The sequence below is a fragment of the Streptomyces sp. NRRL S-244 genome (assembly GCF_000717915.1).
Lineage (GTDB): Bacteria > Actinomycetota > Actinomycetes > Streptomycetales > Streptomycetaceae > Streptomyces.
Genome location: NZ_JOCX01000006.1, coordinates 176,236 through 192,727, shown reverse-complemented (window position 1 = coordinate 192,727; position 16,492 = coordinate 176,236). Strand labels below are relative to the sequence as shown.

Below are 16,492 nucleotides of genomic sequence, written 5' to 3'. Positions count from 1 at the left end.
ACCAGGATCGTGCCCAGACCCCAACGATTCCCCAGGAGTTGACTCATGCGAGCTCAGACCCGGCAGGGCCTTCCTTCCCCGACCCGGCAGCATCACGGCGGGAGGCGGCGACGGGCCGTGTCGGCCGCGGTCGCGGTGGCCATCGGCGTCATGACACTGGGCGCCCTCGCGCCGCCCTCCGTCTCCGCCGCCGCCGGCGCGGACGCCGTCCAGCGAGCCCTGAACGGGCTGGTGCGCGACGACGGGATGCCCGCCGCGCTGGCGAGCGTCCAGGACCGTGACGGCCGCACCCGCACCTACACCGCAGGAGTCGGAGATCTGACCACCGGCTCGAAGGTGCCCAGGGACGGCCAGGTGCGGATCGGCAGCAACACCAAGACGTTCACGGCGGTCGTGGTCCTGCAGCTGGTCGGCGAAGGGAAGATCGGCCTCGACGCCACCGTCGACACCTACCTGCCCGGTCTCGTCCGCGGCGAGGGAATCGACGGGCGCCACATCACCGTCCGACAGCTCCTCCAGCACACCAGCGGACTCCCCGACTACGGCGTCCACATCGACGACGACGAGATGAGGAACCGGTACGTCGAACCCCGCGAGCTGCTCGACATCGCCCTCCGGCACAAGGCCGACGCGGAGCCGGGGAAAACGTGGGGATACAGCAACACCAACTACGTCCTGGCCGGCCTGATCGTGCAGAAGGTCACCGGCCGCCCCCTGGCCGAGGAGATGGACCGGCGCATCATCAAGCGCATCGGGCTGCGCCACACCTACTTCCCCGCCCCCGGAGAGATGACCATCCGAGAGCCGCACCCCCAGGGCTACCACCGCAACCCGGCGGACGGACCGCTGCGCGACTTCACGGAGATGGACCCCTCCTGGGCCTGGGCGGCAGGCCAGTTGATCTCCACCAACTCCGACCTCAACCGCTTCTTCACCGAACTCCTCGCCGGCCGCCTCCTCCCGGCGGCCCAGCTCGCCCAGATGCGCACGACGGTCCCCGCCGGTACCTCCGGCCTCCGCTACGGGCTGGGGCTCACGAGCAGGCCGCTGTCGTGCGGAGGCGTCTACTGGGGCCACGGCGGCGACATCGCGGGGTACGAGACCCGGGGCGGTGTCACCGACGACGGTCGCGCAGCCAACGTCACGGTCACGACCATCCCAACGGACGATTCGGCCGCGGAGCACGTGAAGGACGCCGTGGACAAGGCCCTGTGCGGATGAGCCGGGCACCCGGCAAGCCGGCAGTCGGCAAGCCGGCAGTCGGCAAGCCGGCACCCGGCAAGCCCGCAGTCGGCAACCAGAGCAACAATCCAATGATTCCTCAGGAGTTGACTCATGCGTGAACAGACCCGCCAGGGCGACATACGGCGTCGTGCCCTGCGCGCCGCAGCCGGGGTGGCCATCGGCGTCATGACACTGGGCGTCCTCGCCCCGCCCGCCGCCTCCGCCTCCCCCAGGCCGGACACCGTCCAGCAGAGCCTGAACGCGCTGGTGCGCGACGACGGGATGCCCGCCGCGCTGGCAAGCATCAAGGACCGCGACGGCCGCACCCGGACCTACACCGCGGGGCTCGGCAACCTGGCCACCGGCGCACCGGTGCCCGTCGACGGGCAGGTGCGGATCGGCAGCAACACCAAGACCTTCGTCGCGGTCGTCGTCCTCCAGCTCGTCGCCGAGCGGAGGATGGATCTGGACGCCACCGTGGACACCTACCTGCCCGGGCTCGTCCGCGGGGAGGGGATCGACGGACAGCGCATCACCGTCCGCCAGCTCCTCCAGCAGACCAGCGGACTCCCCAACTACAGCAACTACCTCGGGGACGACGTCAGGTACTACACCCCCCGCGAACTGCTCGACACAGCCCTCCGGCACCCGGCCGACTTCGCCCCCGGGAAGAGTTGGAAGTACAGCAACACCAACTACGTGCTCGCCGGCCTGATCGTCCAGAAGGTCACCGGCCGGCCCCTGGCCGAACAGATCGACCAGCGCATCATCAAGCCCATCGGGCTGCGCCACACGTATTTCCCCGCCCCTGGTGACGCGAGCATCCGGGAGCCCCACCCCCACGGCTACTACCGGGAATCGGCGGACGCGCCGCTGCGCGACATCACGGAGATCGACCCCTCCTGGGGCTGGGCGGCAGGCCAGATGGTCTCCACCAACTCCGACGTCAACCGCTTCTTCACCGCGCTCCTCGCGGGCCGCCTCCTCCCGGCGGCCCAACTCACCCAGATGCGGACCACCGTCCCCGCCGAAGCGACCTTCGGCCCCGGCTCCCGCTACGGACTCGGACTGGTCAGCAGGCCGCTGCCGTGCGGCGGCCTCTCCTGGGGCCACGGCGGCAGCTTCCCGGGGTACGAGACCCGGGGCGGCGCCACCGATGACGGCCGAGCCGCCAGTATCGCGGTCACCATGCAGCTGACCGACGAGGCGGGCCGCAGGAACCTCGAACGCGCAGTGGACACCGCCCTGTGCCGCTGAACCCCGCCGAGGGCATTCCGTGAAAACGACCGACGGGCCCGACATGACGCCGGGCCCGTCGGCCTGGTTCATCTTCGCCTCGATGATGCGCGGCTCGTGGGAAGCGGTTCTCGTGCGTGTCCGGAGTGCACCTGCGACGGCGTCGAGGCGCACCTTCCCGCTGTGGGCGAGGAGGGAATCACCGACCGCCGTGGGGCGAGAGGCAGGGAGCGGCAGCGCTTCCCCGCGTACTGCGAGGATGTAGTGCGTGCCAAGACGCGCGCCGAATGGGCGGCTGGGCTCCGACAAGGCGGCTTAGAACCCCAGTACCGGCCACTCCGTGCGCTGAGGGAGACCAGCAAGATCGCCCGAGCCAGGAACCGCTGCGTGTGGTACGCCGTTGCCGTGCTGCTGCCGGCGATCACCGTGGCCTCTGTACCTCTGGTGGCGAGGAAGGGTTCGGGGGTGGCGACAATTGAACTGCGGGCGCTGTCCGTCGCCGAGCATCATCTGAATGGACGTGTACCTGCGTCTTGTCGACTCGGCGTGGAAATGCGCGTCGGGACTGAACTACCCCACTCCGCAGTCGTTGGGGTTACCCAGACGGCACCCTGGCCAAGGCTGCACGCACTGTGTCGGGCAGATCCCCGACGTTGACGCCGAGGTCGCGAAGGTGCCGGGCGGTCTCCGCGACCGGCAGTTCGACGCGGCGAGCGATTCGGGCGAGTTGGGCGAGGGGCATCGTTGGATTCATCGGTTTCGGCATGGGCCTCTCGTCGACCGTCAACAGACGTAGTGCGTCGCGATGGGTGAGGTCCTGTGGGAGATCGTCGTGGGATACCCGCAGGCCGTAGGAGCGCAGCCGGGATGCCAGGTCTCGTGGGCGTCGGCCCAGGTCTCGTGCCGCCAGAACCAGGAGGAAGAACGGGATCTCGTCGTCCGGGCTGAGCCAAAACCACCAGGGGCCGTATCGCTCGTCCATGTCATCCGTGTCGTTTCGGAACAGATCGTCATAGCGGAACAAATCGTGGTCGAGTTGGGTCGCGCGCTGCGGCAGGCGCATGCCCGTCTTCACCCGATAGGCGGCCAGTTGGCTGGTCAGCGCGCGCAGACTGAGCCCCAGGTTCTGGGCCACTTCCATGAGCTGGTGGAAGCTCGGCGCATGGTCCGTCCGGAAGGGCGACCAGTCAACCTCCCATGCGCCGGCGAGTAGATCAAAGTCGGCGGGTGATTCCGGGCAGGCCGCCCGGGGCGGAAGCGTGAACCCGACACGGGCGTACTCGGCCCGGACATCGTCTGCGGAGATTCCCAACCAACTTTGAGCGGCGACCAGTTGCCAGGGTGGCAGTGGCCCGATGGCGCTGACCCACGGCCACTGCCCCTCGTGGTCACGGCTGAGCCAGTTGACGTATGCCTGGTCCACCTGCTCCGGGAAGGTGAACGGCTCTATTTGCAAGCCGTATCGCTCGAGTCGATGCTGCACCTCTCCCGGGCTCAGTCCCGTACGCAGAGCAGCCTGGGCCACGTGACCGGGTGGTACGGGCCCGTGGTGCCAAATTCCGTTGTGTTCGGCGATCTCGCCATTTCTGTGGAGCAGTTGGAGGTCCACCTCATCAGGTGTGTCCTCCCGTAGCTGTTCAGGCACGATCGAGATGCCATAGGACCGCAGCCGGCGTGCGGCCTGAGCCGTGGTCACACCGAGCTTCGCACCGATCTTCAGAAGGTCGCCGATATTCGCGTACGAGCGGCGGCGTTCGAACGGCGTATTGAGCCAGGTCATATCCGAAGTATCCCATTCGCCCGAGTCGTCGGAGTCGGGGACAATCAGGTCGGCGACCCCGAACAGCCGTCTGCGCTTCGCCGGGCCAGCAGGGTGACAGCCGAGCCTCCGAGCGACGTCGAACGCATCGGACGGCCTGGTCAACCCGAACACATTTCGATTTCTCCCGGTGAGCAACTCCAGATCCGACGGCAGTGCCGTGGCCACCTTTCGCGGTTCGTCCAGCTCAGGTACGAGCTCTGCCAGCTCACGTGCCAGATCGGTGTCGCTGTGAGCGAGTACTCGCCAGAGCAGAATGTGGTCTGGGATTGTGAGAAACGACGAGTTGGTTTGCCGTTCTGAGCGGCGATCCGATGTCAGGAGATTGTTGAGCAGCATCCGGTCGAGAGGGAAGCACCCGACCGCCGCAGGAACCGTCTGCCGGCCGCGGACACCGAACCCGAACTGACTCCCCGCTTCGAGCGCCGCCTCCGCCACCAGGTCCGCGGTTCGTGGGCTCTGTCCGGCGACCTCTTGCATCCACTCCAGCGTGAGGAATTTCGCTCCGCTCGTCACCAGGGCGGGCGCCGCCGCTTTCAGTAGATCCTCGACGCGGGACGATATATCGGTCAGGACTGTGAGACGGTCGGTGCTGAGCTGCTGCGGGGCGTGGTCCCCGCTCAGGTTCACCACGACGCCCCGGAGACCCGACAGTACCCCGACCTGCTGCCGTGGCTCGATCCGGAGACCATCCACCAGCAGCATGCCTCCCTGGTTACACCAGATCACCTGCACGCCTGGGGGACTGTCCTGCCATTCCACCAGATCACTGCTGTGACGGGCGGACGAGGGCTGGAAGACGGCCGGGTCCCATACTTTTCGGCGCGCTCCGTGTTCGACGGTCGTACGGAACTCGGCGATCTTCAGCACTTCGGCCAGGGTGTCCACGCTCGACCAAGAACGCCGCCACTCCCGAAGGTAGAGCCGCACCTGAGTGCCGGGCGCTACGCTCCGTTCCGACTTCTCGACGATCCGGAACAGGTGGTTGGGCCCTAGGATGTGCGCCTCTACCAGAGGGCCGGGCACACCGTCCAGGCCCATCCGGCAGGACGTCACCCGGATCTCGTCCGCGAGCATGAAGTAGGAGAGGACCCCGATCCCGAACCGGCTGTTGGGGTGGAGCCGCACCGGAGGCTCCACCCGCTGCCACTCGGTCTGCTCCAGCAGGAAGTCGGGCTGATCGGCGAAACGGGCACCCGCGGATGAGAACACCCCGCGTAGCTCCGCCTCGCCCATGCCGATCCCGTCGTCCACGCACTCCAGGTACTCGCGGCCGTCCTCGTCTACACCCTGGACGAAGTTGATCTGGCCCTTGTACGGATGGAAGGGGCGTCCGGACCGTTCCAGGAACTGTGTCCTGGCGCGCCGGTAACGGCATGCGTCGAGGGCGTTCTGATAGAGCTCCCGCATAGCCAGGCCGCGGTCCTTGTAGAGCTGGGTGCCGGTGAGCAGGCCGCGCACCCGGCGGTCGTCCAACCGGAACCGCGCCCCGCTGATGAATGTCCCCTCTGCCGGGACCACGCCTTCCGGGGAGATGCGAGTGGGCAGCGGCGGCATGGGTTGGGTGATCCGGTCGGGTACGGTGCGCGCTACTGCGAGAAGCAACCCATCGAGCCGCTCGGTGTGCTCGCGCAGTGCTTCCACCACGGCCTCATGCTCACAGACGGCCTTGAGTACAGGCAGGTCCGGTGATCCGCCCCACGCCATCCCGGCCAGGGTCCGCCGAACTCCGTCCAGCTGTACGGCATTCGGAACACCTGTGTGCTCGACCACGGTCTCCGGCAGTACCGCGAGTTCGATCGCCGCGCCGTACGCGACGGATAGCAGCAGACTTGCCCGGCGCTCCCGGATCCGCTGCCGACCCGGCCCGGGAAGTAGTTCGTCCGCCTCCAGTTGGCCGAGATGCCCAGAATTGCAAATGTCGGATCCGAGCCGCAGGCCGGCGAGGATCCTTGCCAGCCGCCGTGTGCTCAGTGCCTCGGTCAGCGGGCCGCTCTCCACGGCCAGCTCGGCCGCCAGGCCGACGAGCCGTTCCTTCCCACTCTCCTCTCGCGCGAGCCAACGGCGGTATAGCCACCAACCAATCACCGGCGCGGCTTCGGGACGCAGTTCGGCCCGGTTCACCAGCAGGTCGTGGCCGACCAGGAAGGACTGGTAGTCGGCACGCCATCCCGCTGCTTTCGGCCGAGGTCGCAAGTCGGACGGGTCGACCTCCAGGCGAGAGGTCAGGAGTAGCAGTTGGTGAGTCTGGTAGATGTAGGGCCACAGAACGAGCATCCCGGCCTCGGCCGGGTACAAGTCGAGCGCGCTGTCAGGCTCCCCGAGCAGCCACTCCACCCGGTCCGCGAACCGTGAGGCGAAGCCGGGGTCGGCCCAGATGTCTCCGGCGATCCGCTGCTCGGCGTCGTCCCGGATGGCGGCCAGTCGCCCTGCCAGCCGTGCTGCGTGCTGCAAGTGGGCATCGACCTCGCGCGGGGCTGTGTGCGCCCAGATGCCCGATTCCAGCACAGCCCGGACCCACGGATCTCTCGGCGAGTCGAGCTCAGTGGGGGCCTGCACTGTCACCGAGGCGGCCTGGATGACCGTCCCCTCGTAGGTTCCCCCGCTGATGGTGTTCGTGACACTGTGTCGATTCACCCGCACCCTCCCGTTCACCGCACAGGAACATCCTAGGAGACCAGTACGTCGCACTCGGGGTGCGTCCGAGATCACCCCGTGGCCGGTCGGGGTTCCGGCAGCGGGTAACCATGGCCGCACAAGGCAACCCCAGTCCGCGCCCGTTCCGTTCGGATCTCGTGGGAAGACGTGACCCGGGATCGATGCCCAGGCAGCCGGACGGCGTGAAACTGCTCGACGAGCGACACATGAGCTGAAGGACACCATCGGTCGCATGCGCACATTACGGCGTTCGCGACGGGATCCACTTTGCCATGGTGCTGTCTCTCTCTCGTTCTCTGAGCGGTGGTCCCGGCACGACAGATGAGAGCCTCTGACGGTCCGACGGTGGATCAGGATTGAGGCGAAGCGGACCCGATGTTGAGCGTGCCCGCTTGAATCACTGGGCCTAGCTGGACACCACCGGTGATCGAGTTCTGGACATTTGTAACCAGTCGTTCGTCCGGGGTGGGTGTCAAATCATTCAGTGCGGCTTGCAGTTGTGTGGCAGCAGAGAGATCGGTTTGCAGGATGCGCCTCAGCTGCGTTCGCCACACTGCCGCAACGTCCTCGACGACCCCGCGCGAGAAACGTGACGATGCGGTCACGTGCTTGCGTCCATGAGTCAGTCGCCGTCTGCTGAACGGACACCGTTGCCCCCGAACCGGCGAGTGCCGTCAATTCCGTTTCGATCAAGCCCTCTTCGCCATGGCTGAGGCAGCCACCGCACCTCTGAAGTTCCTTGCCGATGGCCCACATGCGGCGCGAAGGGGCTGTCCTGCATCTCGGGAACGAACATGCATCAAGAAGCTGTAAAAGGGTCTTGCTGAATGGCCCTGTCGTGGTGTGGGTTGTCTGACGACTCGGCGGCCGACGTGGAACGTGGATGACCGCTTGTGAATCCGGATCGAAGCTGTTGCGGCCATCCCGGTCGGAGTAGTCGCCTGGTGTGAAGCCGGTTGCGGACCGGCGGCGTCAGTGCAGCAATCTGTACGCTGTGCCAGGATGTCATCTGTCGACTCTTGCCGCGAGAACTCTCAACGTGGACTTCGATGTAGTACGTCGTGCGTGCGGTGGAGGGATGTCCTCTCGGGACTTCGAAGCGGCGACTCTGTAAACCGTCGCTGCTTCGAAATCGGCAGTGGGTGTGTCTCGAAGTTCATGCCGTAGATCGTTCCCACCAACGTGGGTGCAAACAAGATGGCCGCCCACGAGGAGATCTTCTTGAAGTCCTCACCCTCACACCGCTGACCTGCGGAAATCGACTGTGCAGGCAGCCCGACCTGCAACGATCCGCCTTTCCGACCCTTTCACCATGCTGCCTGTTGATGCGGCCGATCCTCCCTAGCCGCTCCCCAACAGGGCTTCATTCTCCCCAGATTCTCCCCAGCGAAGGCTGCTCTGAAGGAGGATCGCCGCTGGTCGTGACCGTGATCCGTGTGCCATGACAGGCTACGCGGCGTGGTGGCAGCGAGCAGGAACAGGTGGCCGCTGTTTGCATGGCGCTGTTCGCGGCTGGGTGCGGCTGCTCGTTCACATTGAAAACAACCCTCCTGGATCCCCCCGCGACCACGGATCGTTCGGGGGAGAAGGGGCCGAGCAGCATAAAGGCACGGTTCGGGGTGACCATGCGCTCGTACCAGCGCTCAGGCAGTTTCTCGCGGACGTCGGCCTCACCGAGAGCAGGGCGTCCTGATGCCCGGAGCCACCGCTGCCTCCGTGCGGTGCACGACCATCCCGTCGTCATTCCAACCGCCGCGACCGGCAACCTCAAGCCGAACACCCTACTCAAGCCGGCGGCCTCGAACTGGACGGCCTGCTCGACAAAGAGATCGGTGGACTTGCCTCCGACGACCACCACCAGCCGGCGCTCGTTGCTGTCGTGCAGAAGCGGGCCGAGGCCAAACACGCCACGGTCGTCACCCGCTCGAACACCGTGATCATCGGCGACTCCCTCAAGGACCTCAGAACGGGCATCGAAGGCGGTGCCTCTGCCTTTGGCGTCGCATCGGGAAAAGCAACGGCTGCTGCACTGACGCAAGCCAGTTCCGACCTCAGCAGGTCACCCTGGAGGAGGTCGACTTCTCGGCCTCCTCAAACCTGCAGGTGACCCAGATGGGTGGGTACTGGGCGCGGCGACGCAGGCTTCATGGCCACGCCCCGCCCAGTGCACGTTCTCACGCACTACGGATCGACGTTGGATGCCGCGTGGACCTCTGACCAGAGGAGTCACTTGCCGATTGGGCGCAGCTGAGTTCCGTTCCCGGTGGTGACCGGATTCGCGGGTGCGGATTACCAATCAGATCGGTTGCGTGGTACGACTGTTCGATTGTGTGACCGGTTCTGATGGGGGATGACATCGCGTGGCTGTTACGGTGCCTGACTGGGCGGACACGCTGCTGGACTTGATCGGTGTGGCCTGGCCGAATGTGGACGAGGACGCCTACCGGGCGATGGCCGACTCGCTCCGTGACTTCGCCGAAGACCTGCTGGACGACGGGCAGCTCGCCAACAACCACGTCGAGCGCTTGCTCTCGGCCAGCAAGGGCGAGTCGATCGAGGCTCTGAACCGGCACTGGAACACGGTCAAGGGCAAGCACTTCAGGGACATCGCGGACGCGGCCCGCACCATCGCCGGCGCGATGGACATGGCAGCCGACGCGGTCGAGGCCATGAAGTACGCGGCTCTGGTCCAGCTCGGCTACCTCGCCGCCGAGGCCGGCATTGCGCTTTCCCTGATCCCCGTCACCGCGGGTCTGTCCGCCCTCTTCGGCGCGGCCGCGATGCGCGCGACCCAGGAGGTCGTCAAGCGCCTCATCAAGGAGTGCGTCGAGGAAGCCGTCGGCTACATCGTCTCCGCGATGACCGAGCCGGCCGTCGCCGCCCTGGAGGGCATGGCCGCCGACCTCGTTGTCCAGCTCGGCTCGATGGCCCTCGGCTTCCAGGACGGCGTCGACCTCGGTCAGGCCAAGCAGGCGGGCAAGAACGGGTTCAACGACGGCGTCCAGTCCAGCCAGGAAGCCCTCCACCTCGCCTCGGCAGGGAGTTCCGCTGCCGACAGCAAGGGCACTGGTCTGGTCGACCTCCACATTGAGCACACCGAGCACGCCCGCGCTGGCACCCACCTCAACAGCGTCAGCAGCAACATTCACGGCAAGACGACAACACACTTGACGAAGGCCAAATCCCACCACGGCCGCACTCGCGGCCGCGACTCGATAGCCCAGGCGATCGATCCCGTCGCCGACAAGGCCATGACAGCCCTCGTCAAGGCGACCAAGGCGATGGGCGACCACGTCGGCACGACCCTCCCCAAGGCCGTCAAACAGATATCCACCGACCACAAGAAGAACGATGACGCCATCCACGACAGTTTCAACCGGCTGAAAAAGAATGGTTCCGGCGGAGGCGACAGGAGTCCCGGCAATGGCCGCCCCGTCGATTACCAAAAATCTGAGGACTCCTCCCGAACCAAGCCGAACTCGCTGCGCGACGCGAAGGACGACCCCCGGCGCAACGCGGTCTCCCTGACCAAGAAGACGTGCAAGAACGACCCGGTCGATGTCGCTACTGGCGAGATGACCCTGCCGCACACCGATCTGGCGCTCCCCGGTGCTCTGCCGCTGGTCCTGCGCCGTACCCATCTGTCCGACTACCGCTTCGGCCAGTGGTTCGGACGGAGCTGGGCCTCCACCCTTGACGAACGCATAGAAACCGATCCGGTCGGAGCCGGCGCCATCTGGGCCCGCGAGGACGGCTCCCTGCTCGTCTATCCCCGCCTTCCGCGGCCCGGCGGCGATTTGGTCCTCCCCCTGGAGGGTGAACGGCTGCCTCTCACCCACGACGGGGAGGCCGACGGTGAGACGACCTACACAGTTACCGACTCCCACACTGGTCTACGGAAGTCGTTCACCGGCAGTCCTTACCATGCGTCCATCGCCTACTGGCTGACGGAGGTTGAAGACGGTCATGGCAACACGATCACCATCTCCCGCGGTCCCGACGGGGCACCCACGACGGTCTCGCACAGCGGCGGCTACACGGCCGAGGTGACCACAGAGGACCACCGAGTGTGCTCCTTGCGTCTGAGGACGCCTGAGGGGCCCGTCGAGGTACGCCAGTACGGTTTCGACGAACGGGGCAACCTCGATGCCGTCTTCAACGACTCCGGTTTGCCTCTGCGTCTCACGTACGACAAGGGGGACCGGATCACCTCCTGGACCGACCGCAACAGTTCCACGTTCCGGTATGAGTACGACGGGGAGGGCCGGGTCGTCCGGACCGTCGGGCCGCAGGGCTTCATGTCCTCGACGTTCGCCTATGGCGAGGTGCACCCCGAGACGGGCCACCGCATCACCCGGTACACCGATTCCACCGGCAGCACGACGGTGTTCTACATCAACGACCGTCTCCAGGTCGTCGCGGAGACCGACCCGCTCGGCCACACCACGCACTACGAGTTCGACGCATTCGACCGGATGGTAGCCGTCACCGACGCTCTCGGGCATGCCACCCGACTGGAGCGCAACGAGGCCGGCGACATCGTCTCCATGACCGCCCCGGACTCGGTGCGCACCACCCTGCCTACGACTCGGCACGCCGCCCCACAGAGGTGGTCGAGCGGGGCGGCATCCGGTACCAGTACGCGTACGGCGAGGATGGCAGCGTCAGCGCTGTAGGGCCCACCGGCGCCTGCACGGAACGCTCTTTCAACGCCGTTGGTGCGATGGCCCGGTACACGTCGCCGACTGGCCTGGTTACTCAGGTCGTCAACGATCGTGCCGGACTGCCCGTGGAGATAACGGCTCCGGACGGATCGACAGCCTTCTGCGCCCGGGACGCCTTCGGACGCATCGTGAGTGTGACCGACGCCCTTGGCGGAACCCTCACTCAGGCATGGACCACCGAAGGGCACCTGTCCTGGCGTGTGCTGCCCGACGGCAGCAGGGAGGAGTGGCAGTGGGACGGCGAAGGGAACCTGCTCGCACACACCGACCGGATGGGTCGCACGCGTAGCTACACGGTCACCCACTTCGACCGCACCACCGGAACCACCGGCGGGGACGGAAGTAGCCACCAGTACGTCCGCGACACCGAGCTGCGGCTGACGCAGGTCACCAATCCGACGGGCCAGCACTGGACATACACCTACGACGCAGCCGGGCGCCTCGTCGCGGAGACGGACTTCGACGGCCGCACACTGACGTACGAGCATGATGCCGTCGGCCGCCTGATCCGGCGAACCAACGCGGTCGGCCAGAGCCTCAGCTTCGAGCGTGACGCGCTCGGCCGGGTGGTACGCCTGCTCCACGACGACGGCGCCGCCTCCGTCTTCTCCTTCGGCCCGCAGGGCCATGCATGCCGGGCGTCCAACGCCCAGGCGGACATCGTGTGGGAGCACGACGCCGCCGGGCGACTGCTGGCCGAAACCGTCAACGGACGGACCATGGCCTTCGAGTACGACGCCGAGGGAAGGCGTACCTACCGTCGCACGCCCTCCGGCGCCGTGAGCCGGCTCGCGTTCGACGAGAGCGGCCTGGCCTCGTACACCACGGGTGAGCACGTCTTTCAGTTCGACCGCGATCCGATGGGGCGTGAGAAGACCCGTACCGTCGACGGGTCCCTCACCCTGCACCAGGAATGGGACGCGGTAGGGCGTATCAGCCACCAGTCCCTGAGCGCGCTGGGCGCCGAACTTCTGGAACGCACTTTCACCTACCAGGCCGACGGTTCCCCGATCGTCATCGACGACAGCCTCCTCGGTCACCGCGGCTACACCCTCGATTCCGCGTCACGCATCACAGCGGTCCAGGCCCGGGGATGGAGTGAGCAGTACGCGTACAGCACCGCCGGAGACCAGACGCACGCCCGGCTCCCCAGCGGGACACCCGGCCAGGACGACACGGGCAGCCGCGCCTACACCGGCACCCGCCTCACCCGCTCCGGACGCACCCGATACACGTACGACGGCCAGGGTCGGCTTGCCGAGCGCAGGACCACCACCCTGAGCGGCAAGGTCCTCACCACAACGTTCACCTGGAACGCTGAGGACCGGCTCACTCACGTCACTTCGCCGGAAGGAGCCATCTGGCGCTACGCGTACGACGCGATGGGCCGACGGATCGCCAAGGAACGCCTCACGAACGACGGCACTGTCGCCGAGAGGTGCACCTATGCCTGGGACGGCGCGCAGATCGCGGAGCTGGACGACGGCTTCACCACCATGGTGTGGGACTACACCGGCCTGTTCCCTCTGGCTCAGCGGGAGATCAAGAAGGACAGTGACCAGCAGGAAATCGACCGCCGGTTCTTCGCGATCGTCGCTGACCTGTCGGGCACCCCCGCCGCCCTGGTCACCCTCGACGGTTCGATCGCCTGGCGTGCGCGCAGTACCGTGTGGGGCGCCACCCAGTGGAACCGTGACGCCAGTGCCTACACACCTCTTCGCTATCCCGGCCAGATCTTCGACCCGGAAACAGGGCTCCACTACAACTTCAACCGGTTCTACGATCCGACCACAGGCCGGTACATCAGCCCCGACCCGCTTGGTCTCGCACCGTCACCCAACCACTACGGCTACGTCCCCAACCCTTTCACTCTGTGGGACCCCCTGGGTCTGGCCGGCTGCGAGGCAGATCCGACGTGGGGCGGGCGAGTCGTCTTCGTCCGTGACGAACACGGTCGCGTCTACGAAATGCACGCCACGGTCACGCGGGACATGCTCGACGAGGGTACCCACGCGCGGAACTCTCTTCGGCCGCCCGGCTTCGTCCACGGCACCGACCACAATCAGGGCCGCGGCCACATGCTCGCGCGGATGCTGGGAGGCTCCGGCGACATTCTGGACAATCTCTTCACGATCACCCAGGACCCCACCAACTCCCCCGACATGCGGGATGACGAACAGAGGGTCTACAACGCGGTCCTCGGGGACTCGGCCAACAACGTCCCCGGGCAGACTGTCCAGTACAGCGTCTACCTTGACTACCCCGACAACAGAGCAGACTCCGTACCGAAGTGGATCCAGCTGGAGGCCAACGGCAAGGATGGCTTCCACATGGGAACGAGTCGGCTCAATCCCGACCACGCCGCCCAGGTGATCCGCCGCAGGCAAGGAATCGAATGACCGACCTCACTGTTTTGACCCGACTCTGCCCGCCGCCGGCCGCACCGCAGCTCCCGATCGACTGGAGCACCGTGGAAGCAGAGCTCGGCGTGCGCCTCCCCGAGGACTACAAACAGCTCGCGGCTATCTACGGGCCAGGGCTCTACAGCGACTACATCAACATCTACCACCCACGGGCGAACACCCCCTGGGTCAACCTCACCGGACCCATGCCCTCACGAATCCGCGGGCATCTCCAGCGTGACTACGACCAGGGCACCCACCCCGTCCCTTACGACCCTCAGCACCTGTTCGCTGTCGGGGTCACCTCCAATGGCGAGCATCTGTTCTGGATCGCTGATCCCCAAGACGCCCCCGACAGCTGGCGCATCGCTGTCAACGAAGCGCGAGGTCCCCTCTGGTACACCTACGACGGCACCCTCACCGCCTTTCTCGCATCGGTCCTGAGCGGAGAAACATCCGTCCCGCAGTTCCCGAAGGACCTCCTCGACCCTCCCATCACCTTCGCCCCCTCCACGGCGCCCGCCAGCGACTACTCCGAGCCTCCGGCCAGACCCGCGGTCAGTACCGACAGCATCCGAGAATGGGCACGCGCGAACGGCTACCAAGTACGCCCCCACGGCCGTATCCCCGCTGATGTCCTGGATGCCTGGGAGCGCGCCAACCCGGTCTGATCGGGTCGTATATGGGCGTCCAACCGCAACTGAGGATCACCGACGGGTAGGGGAGCGTGCGGCAAAGCCGGCCGGGCCACGGGAGTCGTCAAGCACGCCGTACTGCCAGGCCAGCGTGACGAGGTGGGGATTGTTCGAGGCGTTCCACTGCTTCCTCAGGGCCCGCAGCCTCTTGCCCACGGCGTTGGCGGAGTAGTGGCACCGGCGGCCGGTCTTCGCCAGCTCGGCGCTCAGGGCCGGCCTCCAGAGGATCTCCCGTTCGACTTCGTCCGCAACCAGCGCCGGTGTGATCAGTTCGGGGCGGGGCGGCTGGCCGGTGACGTACGTGGTGTGGACGAGCGTGGTTCGGGTCGTTACTCCGGTCTTCGCGTTCCTGTCGGAGATCTGGACGTCGACGGTTGCCTTGGAGAGCGCCAGTTCGGCGGAAACCTGGGCGCTGGACATCTCCAGGGCGACCTTTTCCACGATGCGCAGCTGGAAGGGGGTGAAAAGTTGGGTTGAGCCGTCTACAGCCAGTCGCGCTTCTTGAAGATGACGTACAGGCTGACGCAGACGACCGCCATCAGGAGGATTGCGAAGGGGTAGCCCGCCGCCCACTTCAGCTCCGGCATGGTCTCGAAGTTCATGCCGTAGATGGTGCCGACCAGGGTGGGGGCGAAGAGGATGGCGGCCCAGCTGGAGATTTTTTTGATCTCCTCGTTCTGTTCGAAGCCGGCTTCGGCCAGGGCTCGCATTTCGGCGTTCTGTTGTTGGGAAACCAGGGTGGCGTTGACCGTCAGGATTTCGGTCAGGGCCTGGCGGAAGCCGTCCACGCGTTCGCTGGTGTGGGTGACGTGGTCGGCCACGTCGCGGAGGTAGCGCTGGAGTTCCTCGTCCGTGCCGTACTTCGCGAAGCCCGCCATCAGGGCGTGGAGCATGCCGACCAGGGGGCGGGTGGCGCGTTGGAACTCGACCATCTCGCGGGAGAGTTCGTAGATGCGGCGGGAGACCTCCGGGTCGCCGCGGAAGACCTCCGTCTCGATCTCGTCCATGTCGTTCTGGACGCCCGCGACGACCGGGGCGTAGCCGTCGACCACCGCGTCGAGGATCGCGTACAGGGCGGCCTCGGGGCCGAGGGACAGGAGCTCCGGGGTCTGCTCCATGCGGCGGCGGACCGCGGAGAGGTCGGGGGCGGCGCCGTGGCGGACCGTGATCAGGAAGTCCGGGCCGACGAAGACGTGCAGTTCGCCGAACTCGACCTCCTCCGGGGCGTCGAGGTAGCGCGCCGCGCGCAGGACGACGAAGAGGGTGTCGCCGTAGCGCTCCAGCTTGGGGCGCTGGTGGGCCTCCAGGGCGTCCTCGACGGCGAGCTCGTGGAGGTTGAACTCGGCGGCGAGGGAGTGGAGCTCCGGCTCGGTGGGGCGGTGCAGGCCGATCCAGGCCATGCCGTCGGGCTCGTCGCGCAGTCGGCGGAAGGTCTCCGCGAGGGTCGCGGGGGAGGCGATGCGCCGGCCGTCGCGGTAGACGGCGGAGTCGATCACGCTGCGGTGGTCCGGGGGAGTCGCCGGCGCCGGTGCGGTCTTCGGACCGGCCGGCGGGTCGGCGGGGGGCGTGGCCGGCGGGGGTGTGGGGCGGCGCCATCCGGCACGCTTCCCGGACGGCGGGGGGCGGCGGTGGCGGTGGTCCGGGCGCTCCGGCATCGCAGGTCAGCTCCCCAGTCGGCGTCTTTCCTTCGGCGAGAGGAAGGATATCGGAAGGGTATTGATCGTCCTGGGTCGT

At 66.8% G+C, this 16,492-nt stretch carries 10 protein-coding genes and 1 pseudogene; 6 read left to right on the top strand and 5 right to left on the bottom strand.

Going from position 1 to position 16,492, the window contains the following annotated elements; genetic code table 11:
* Positions 1-117: 117 nt before the first annotated feature.
* Together IF02_RS0109680 and IF02_RS0109675 are read left to right on the top strand one after the other, a co-directional pair.
* The gene (locus IF02_RS0109680; protein WP_037835892.1) at positions 118-1,221 is read left to right on the top strand and encodes a serine hydrolase domain-containing protein; all 1,104 of its coding nucleotides are present in this window, start codon (positions 118-120) and stop codon (positions 1,219-1,221) included.
* 114 nt (positions 1,222-1,335) lie between these two features.
* The gene (locus IF02_RS0109675; RefSeq protein WP_030155333.1) at positions 1,336-2,481 is read left to right on the top strand and encodes a serine hydrolase domain-containing protein; all 1,146 of its coding nucleotides are present in this window, start codon (positions 1,336-1,338) and stop codon (positions 2,479-2,481) included.
* Positions 2,482-3,055: 574 nt separating this feature from the next.
* Here IF02_RS0109675 and IF02_RS0109670 read toward each other — a convergent pair.
* The 3 genes and pseudogenes from IF02_RS0109670 to IF02_RS35430 form a co-directional block, all read right to left on the bottom strand.
* Positions 3,056-6,916, bottom strand: a complete 3,861-nt coding sequence (locus tag IF02_RS0109670) for a hypothetical protein (protein WP_051696062.1) — start codon at positions 6,914-6,916, stop codon at positions 3,056-3,058.
* A gap of 1,160 nt (positions 6,917-8,076) precedes the next feature.
* Positions 8,077-8,175: pseudogene (locus IF02_RS36195) on the bottom strand (CorA family divalent cation transporter); the annotation flags it as partial.
* Between the two features lie 125 nt (positions 8,176-8,300).
* Entirely contained in the window at positions 8,301-8,843 is a 543-nt protein-coding gene (locus IF02_RS35430; protein ID WP_234318149.1) for a hypothetical protein, read from the bottom strand.
* Between IF02_RS35430 and IF02_RS35425 the strand changes: the two genes are divergently transcribed.
* The 4 genes from IF02_RS35425 to IF02_RS0109660 all read left to right on the top strand — a co-directional run bounded on the left by IF02_RS35425 (position 8,817) and on the right by IF02_RS0109660 (position 14,734).
* Positions 8,817-9,044 (top strand): HAD hydrolase-like protein, encoded by a 228-nt coding sequence (locus tag IF02_RS35425; protein ID WP_324603761.1) that lies wholly within the window; start codon positions 8,817-8,819, stop codon positions 9,042-9,044. The genes IF02_RS35430 and IF02_RS35425 overlap by 27 nt on opposite strands.
* A gap of 253 nt (positions 9,045-9,297) precedes the next feature.
* Positions 9,298-11,613, top strand: a complete 2,316-nt coding sequence (locus IF02_RS33580; protein ID WP_106977252.1) for a DUF6531 domain-containing protein — start codon at positions 9,298-9,300, stop codon at positions 11,611-11,613.
* A gap of 47 nt (positions 11,614-11,660) precedes the next feature.
* Entirely contained in the window at positions 11,661-14,060 is a 2,400-nt protein-coding gene (locus tag IF02_RS33575) for an RHS repeat-associated core domain-containing protein (RefSeq protein WP_078621982.1), read from the top strand.
* The gene (locus IF02_RS0109660) at positions 14,057-14,734 is read left to right on the top strand and encodes an Lsr2 dimerization domain-containing protein (protein WP_051696060.1); all 678 of its coding nucleotides are present in this window, start codon (positions 14,057-14,059) and stop codon (positions 14,732-14,734) included. The genes IF02_RS33575 and IF02_RS0109660 overlap by 4 nt, the downstream gene beginning before the upstream one ends.
* Before the next feature lie 36 nt (positions 14,735-14,770).
* On the opposite strand, the gene IF02_RS0109655 is transcribed toward IF02_RS0109660, so the two are convergent.
* Together IF02_RS0109655 and IF02_RS0109650 are read right to left on the bottom strand one after the other, a co-directional pair.
* Positions 14,771-15,178, bottom strand: a complete 408-nt coding sequence (locus IF02_RS0109655; RefSeq protein WP_030155328.1) for a hypothetical protein — start codon at positions 15,176-15,178, stop codon at positions 14,771-14,773.
* A gap of 62 nt (positions 15,179-15,240) precedes the next feature.
* Positions 15,241-16,413, bottom strand: a complete 1,173-nt coding sequence (locus tag IF02_RS0109650; protein ID WP_030155327.1) for a magnesium and cobalt transport protein CorA — start codon at positions 16,411-16,413, stop codon at positions 15,241-15,243.
* Positions 16,414-16,492 lie beyond the last annotated feature (79 nt).

Excerpts from the sequence above, each read along its gene's own strand:
- IF02_RS0109660 (WP_051696060.1), top strand. The coding sequence starts at position 14,057 with ATGACCGACCTCACTGTTTTGACCCGACTCTGCCCGCCGCCGGCCGCA.
- IF02_RS0109675 (WP_030155333.1), top strand. The coding sequence starts at position 1,336 with ATGCGTGAACAGACCCGCCAGGGCGACATACGGCGTCGTGCCCTGCGC.
- IF02_RS0109650 (WP_030155327.1), bottom strand. The coding sequence starts at position 16,413 with ATGCCGGAGCGCCCGGACCACCGCCACCGCCGCCCCCCGCCGTCCGGG.
- IF02_RS0109655 (WP_030155328.1), bottom strand. The coding sequence starts at position 15,178 with ATGTCCAGCGCCCAGGTTTCCGCCGAACTGGCGCTCTCCAAGGCAACC.
- IF02_RS33575 (WP_078621982.1), top strand. The coding sequence starts at position 11,661 with ATGGCCCGGTACACGTCGCCGACTGGCCTGGTTACTCAGGTCGTCAAC.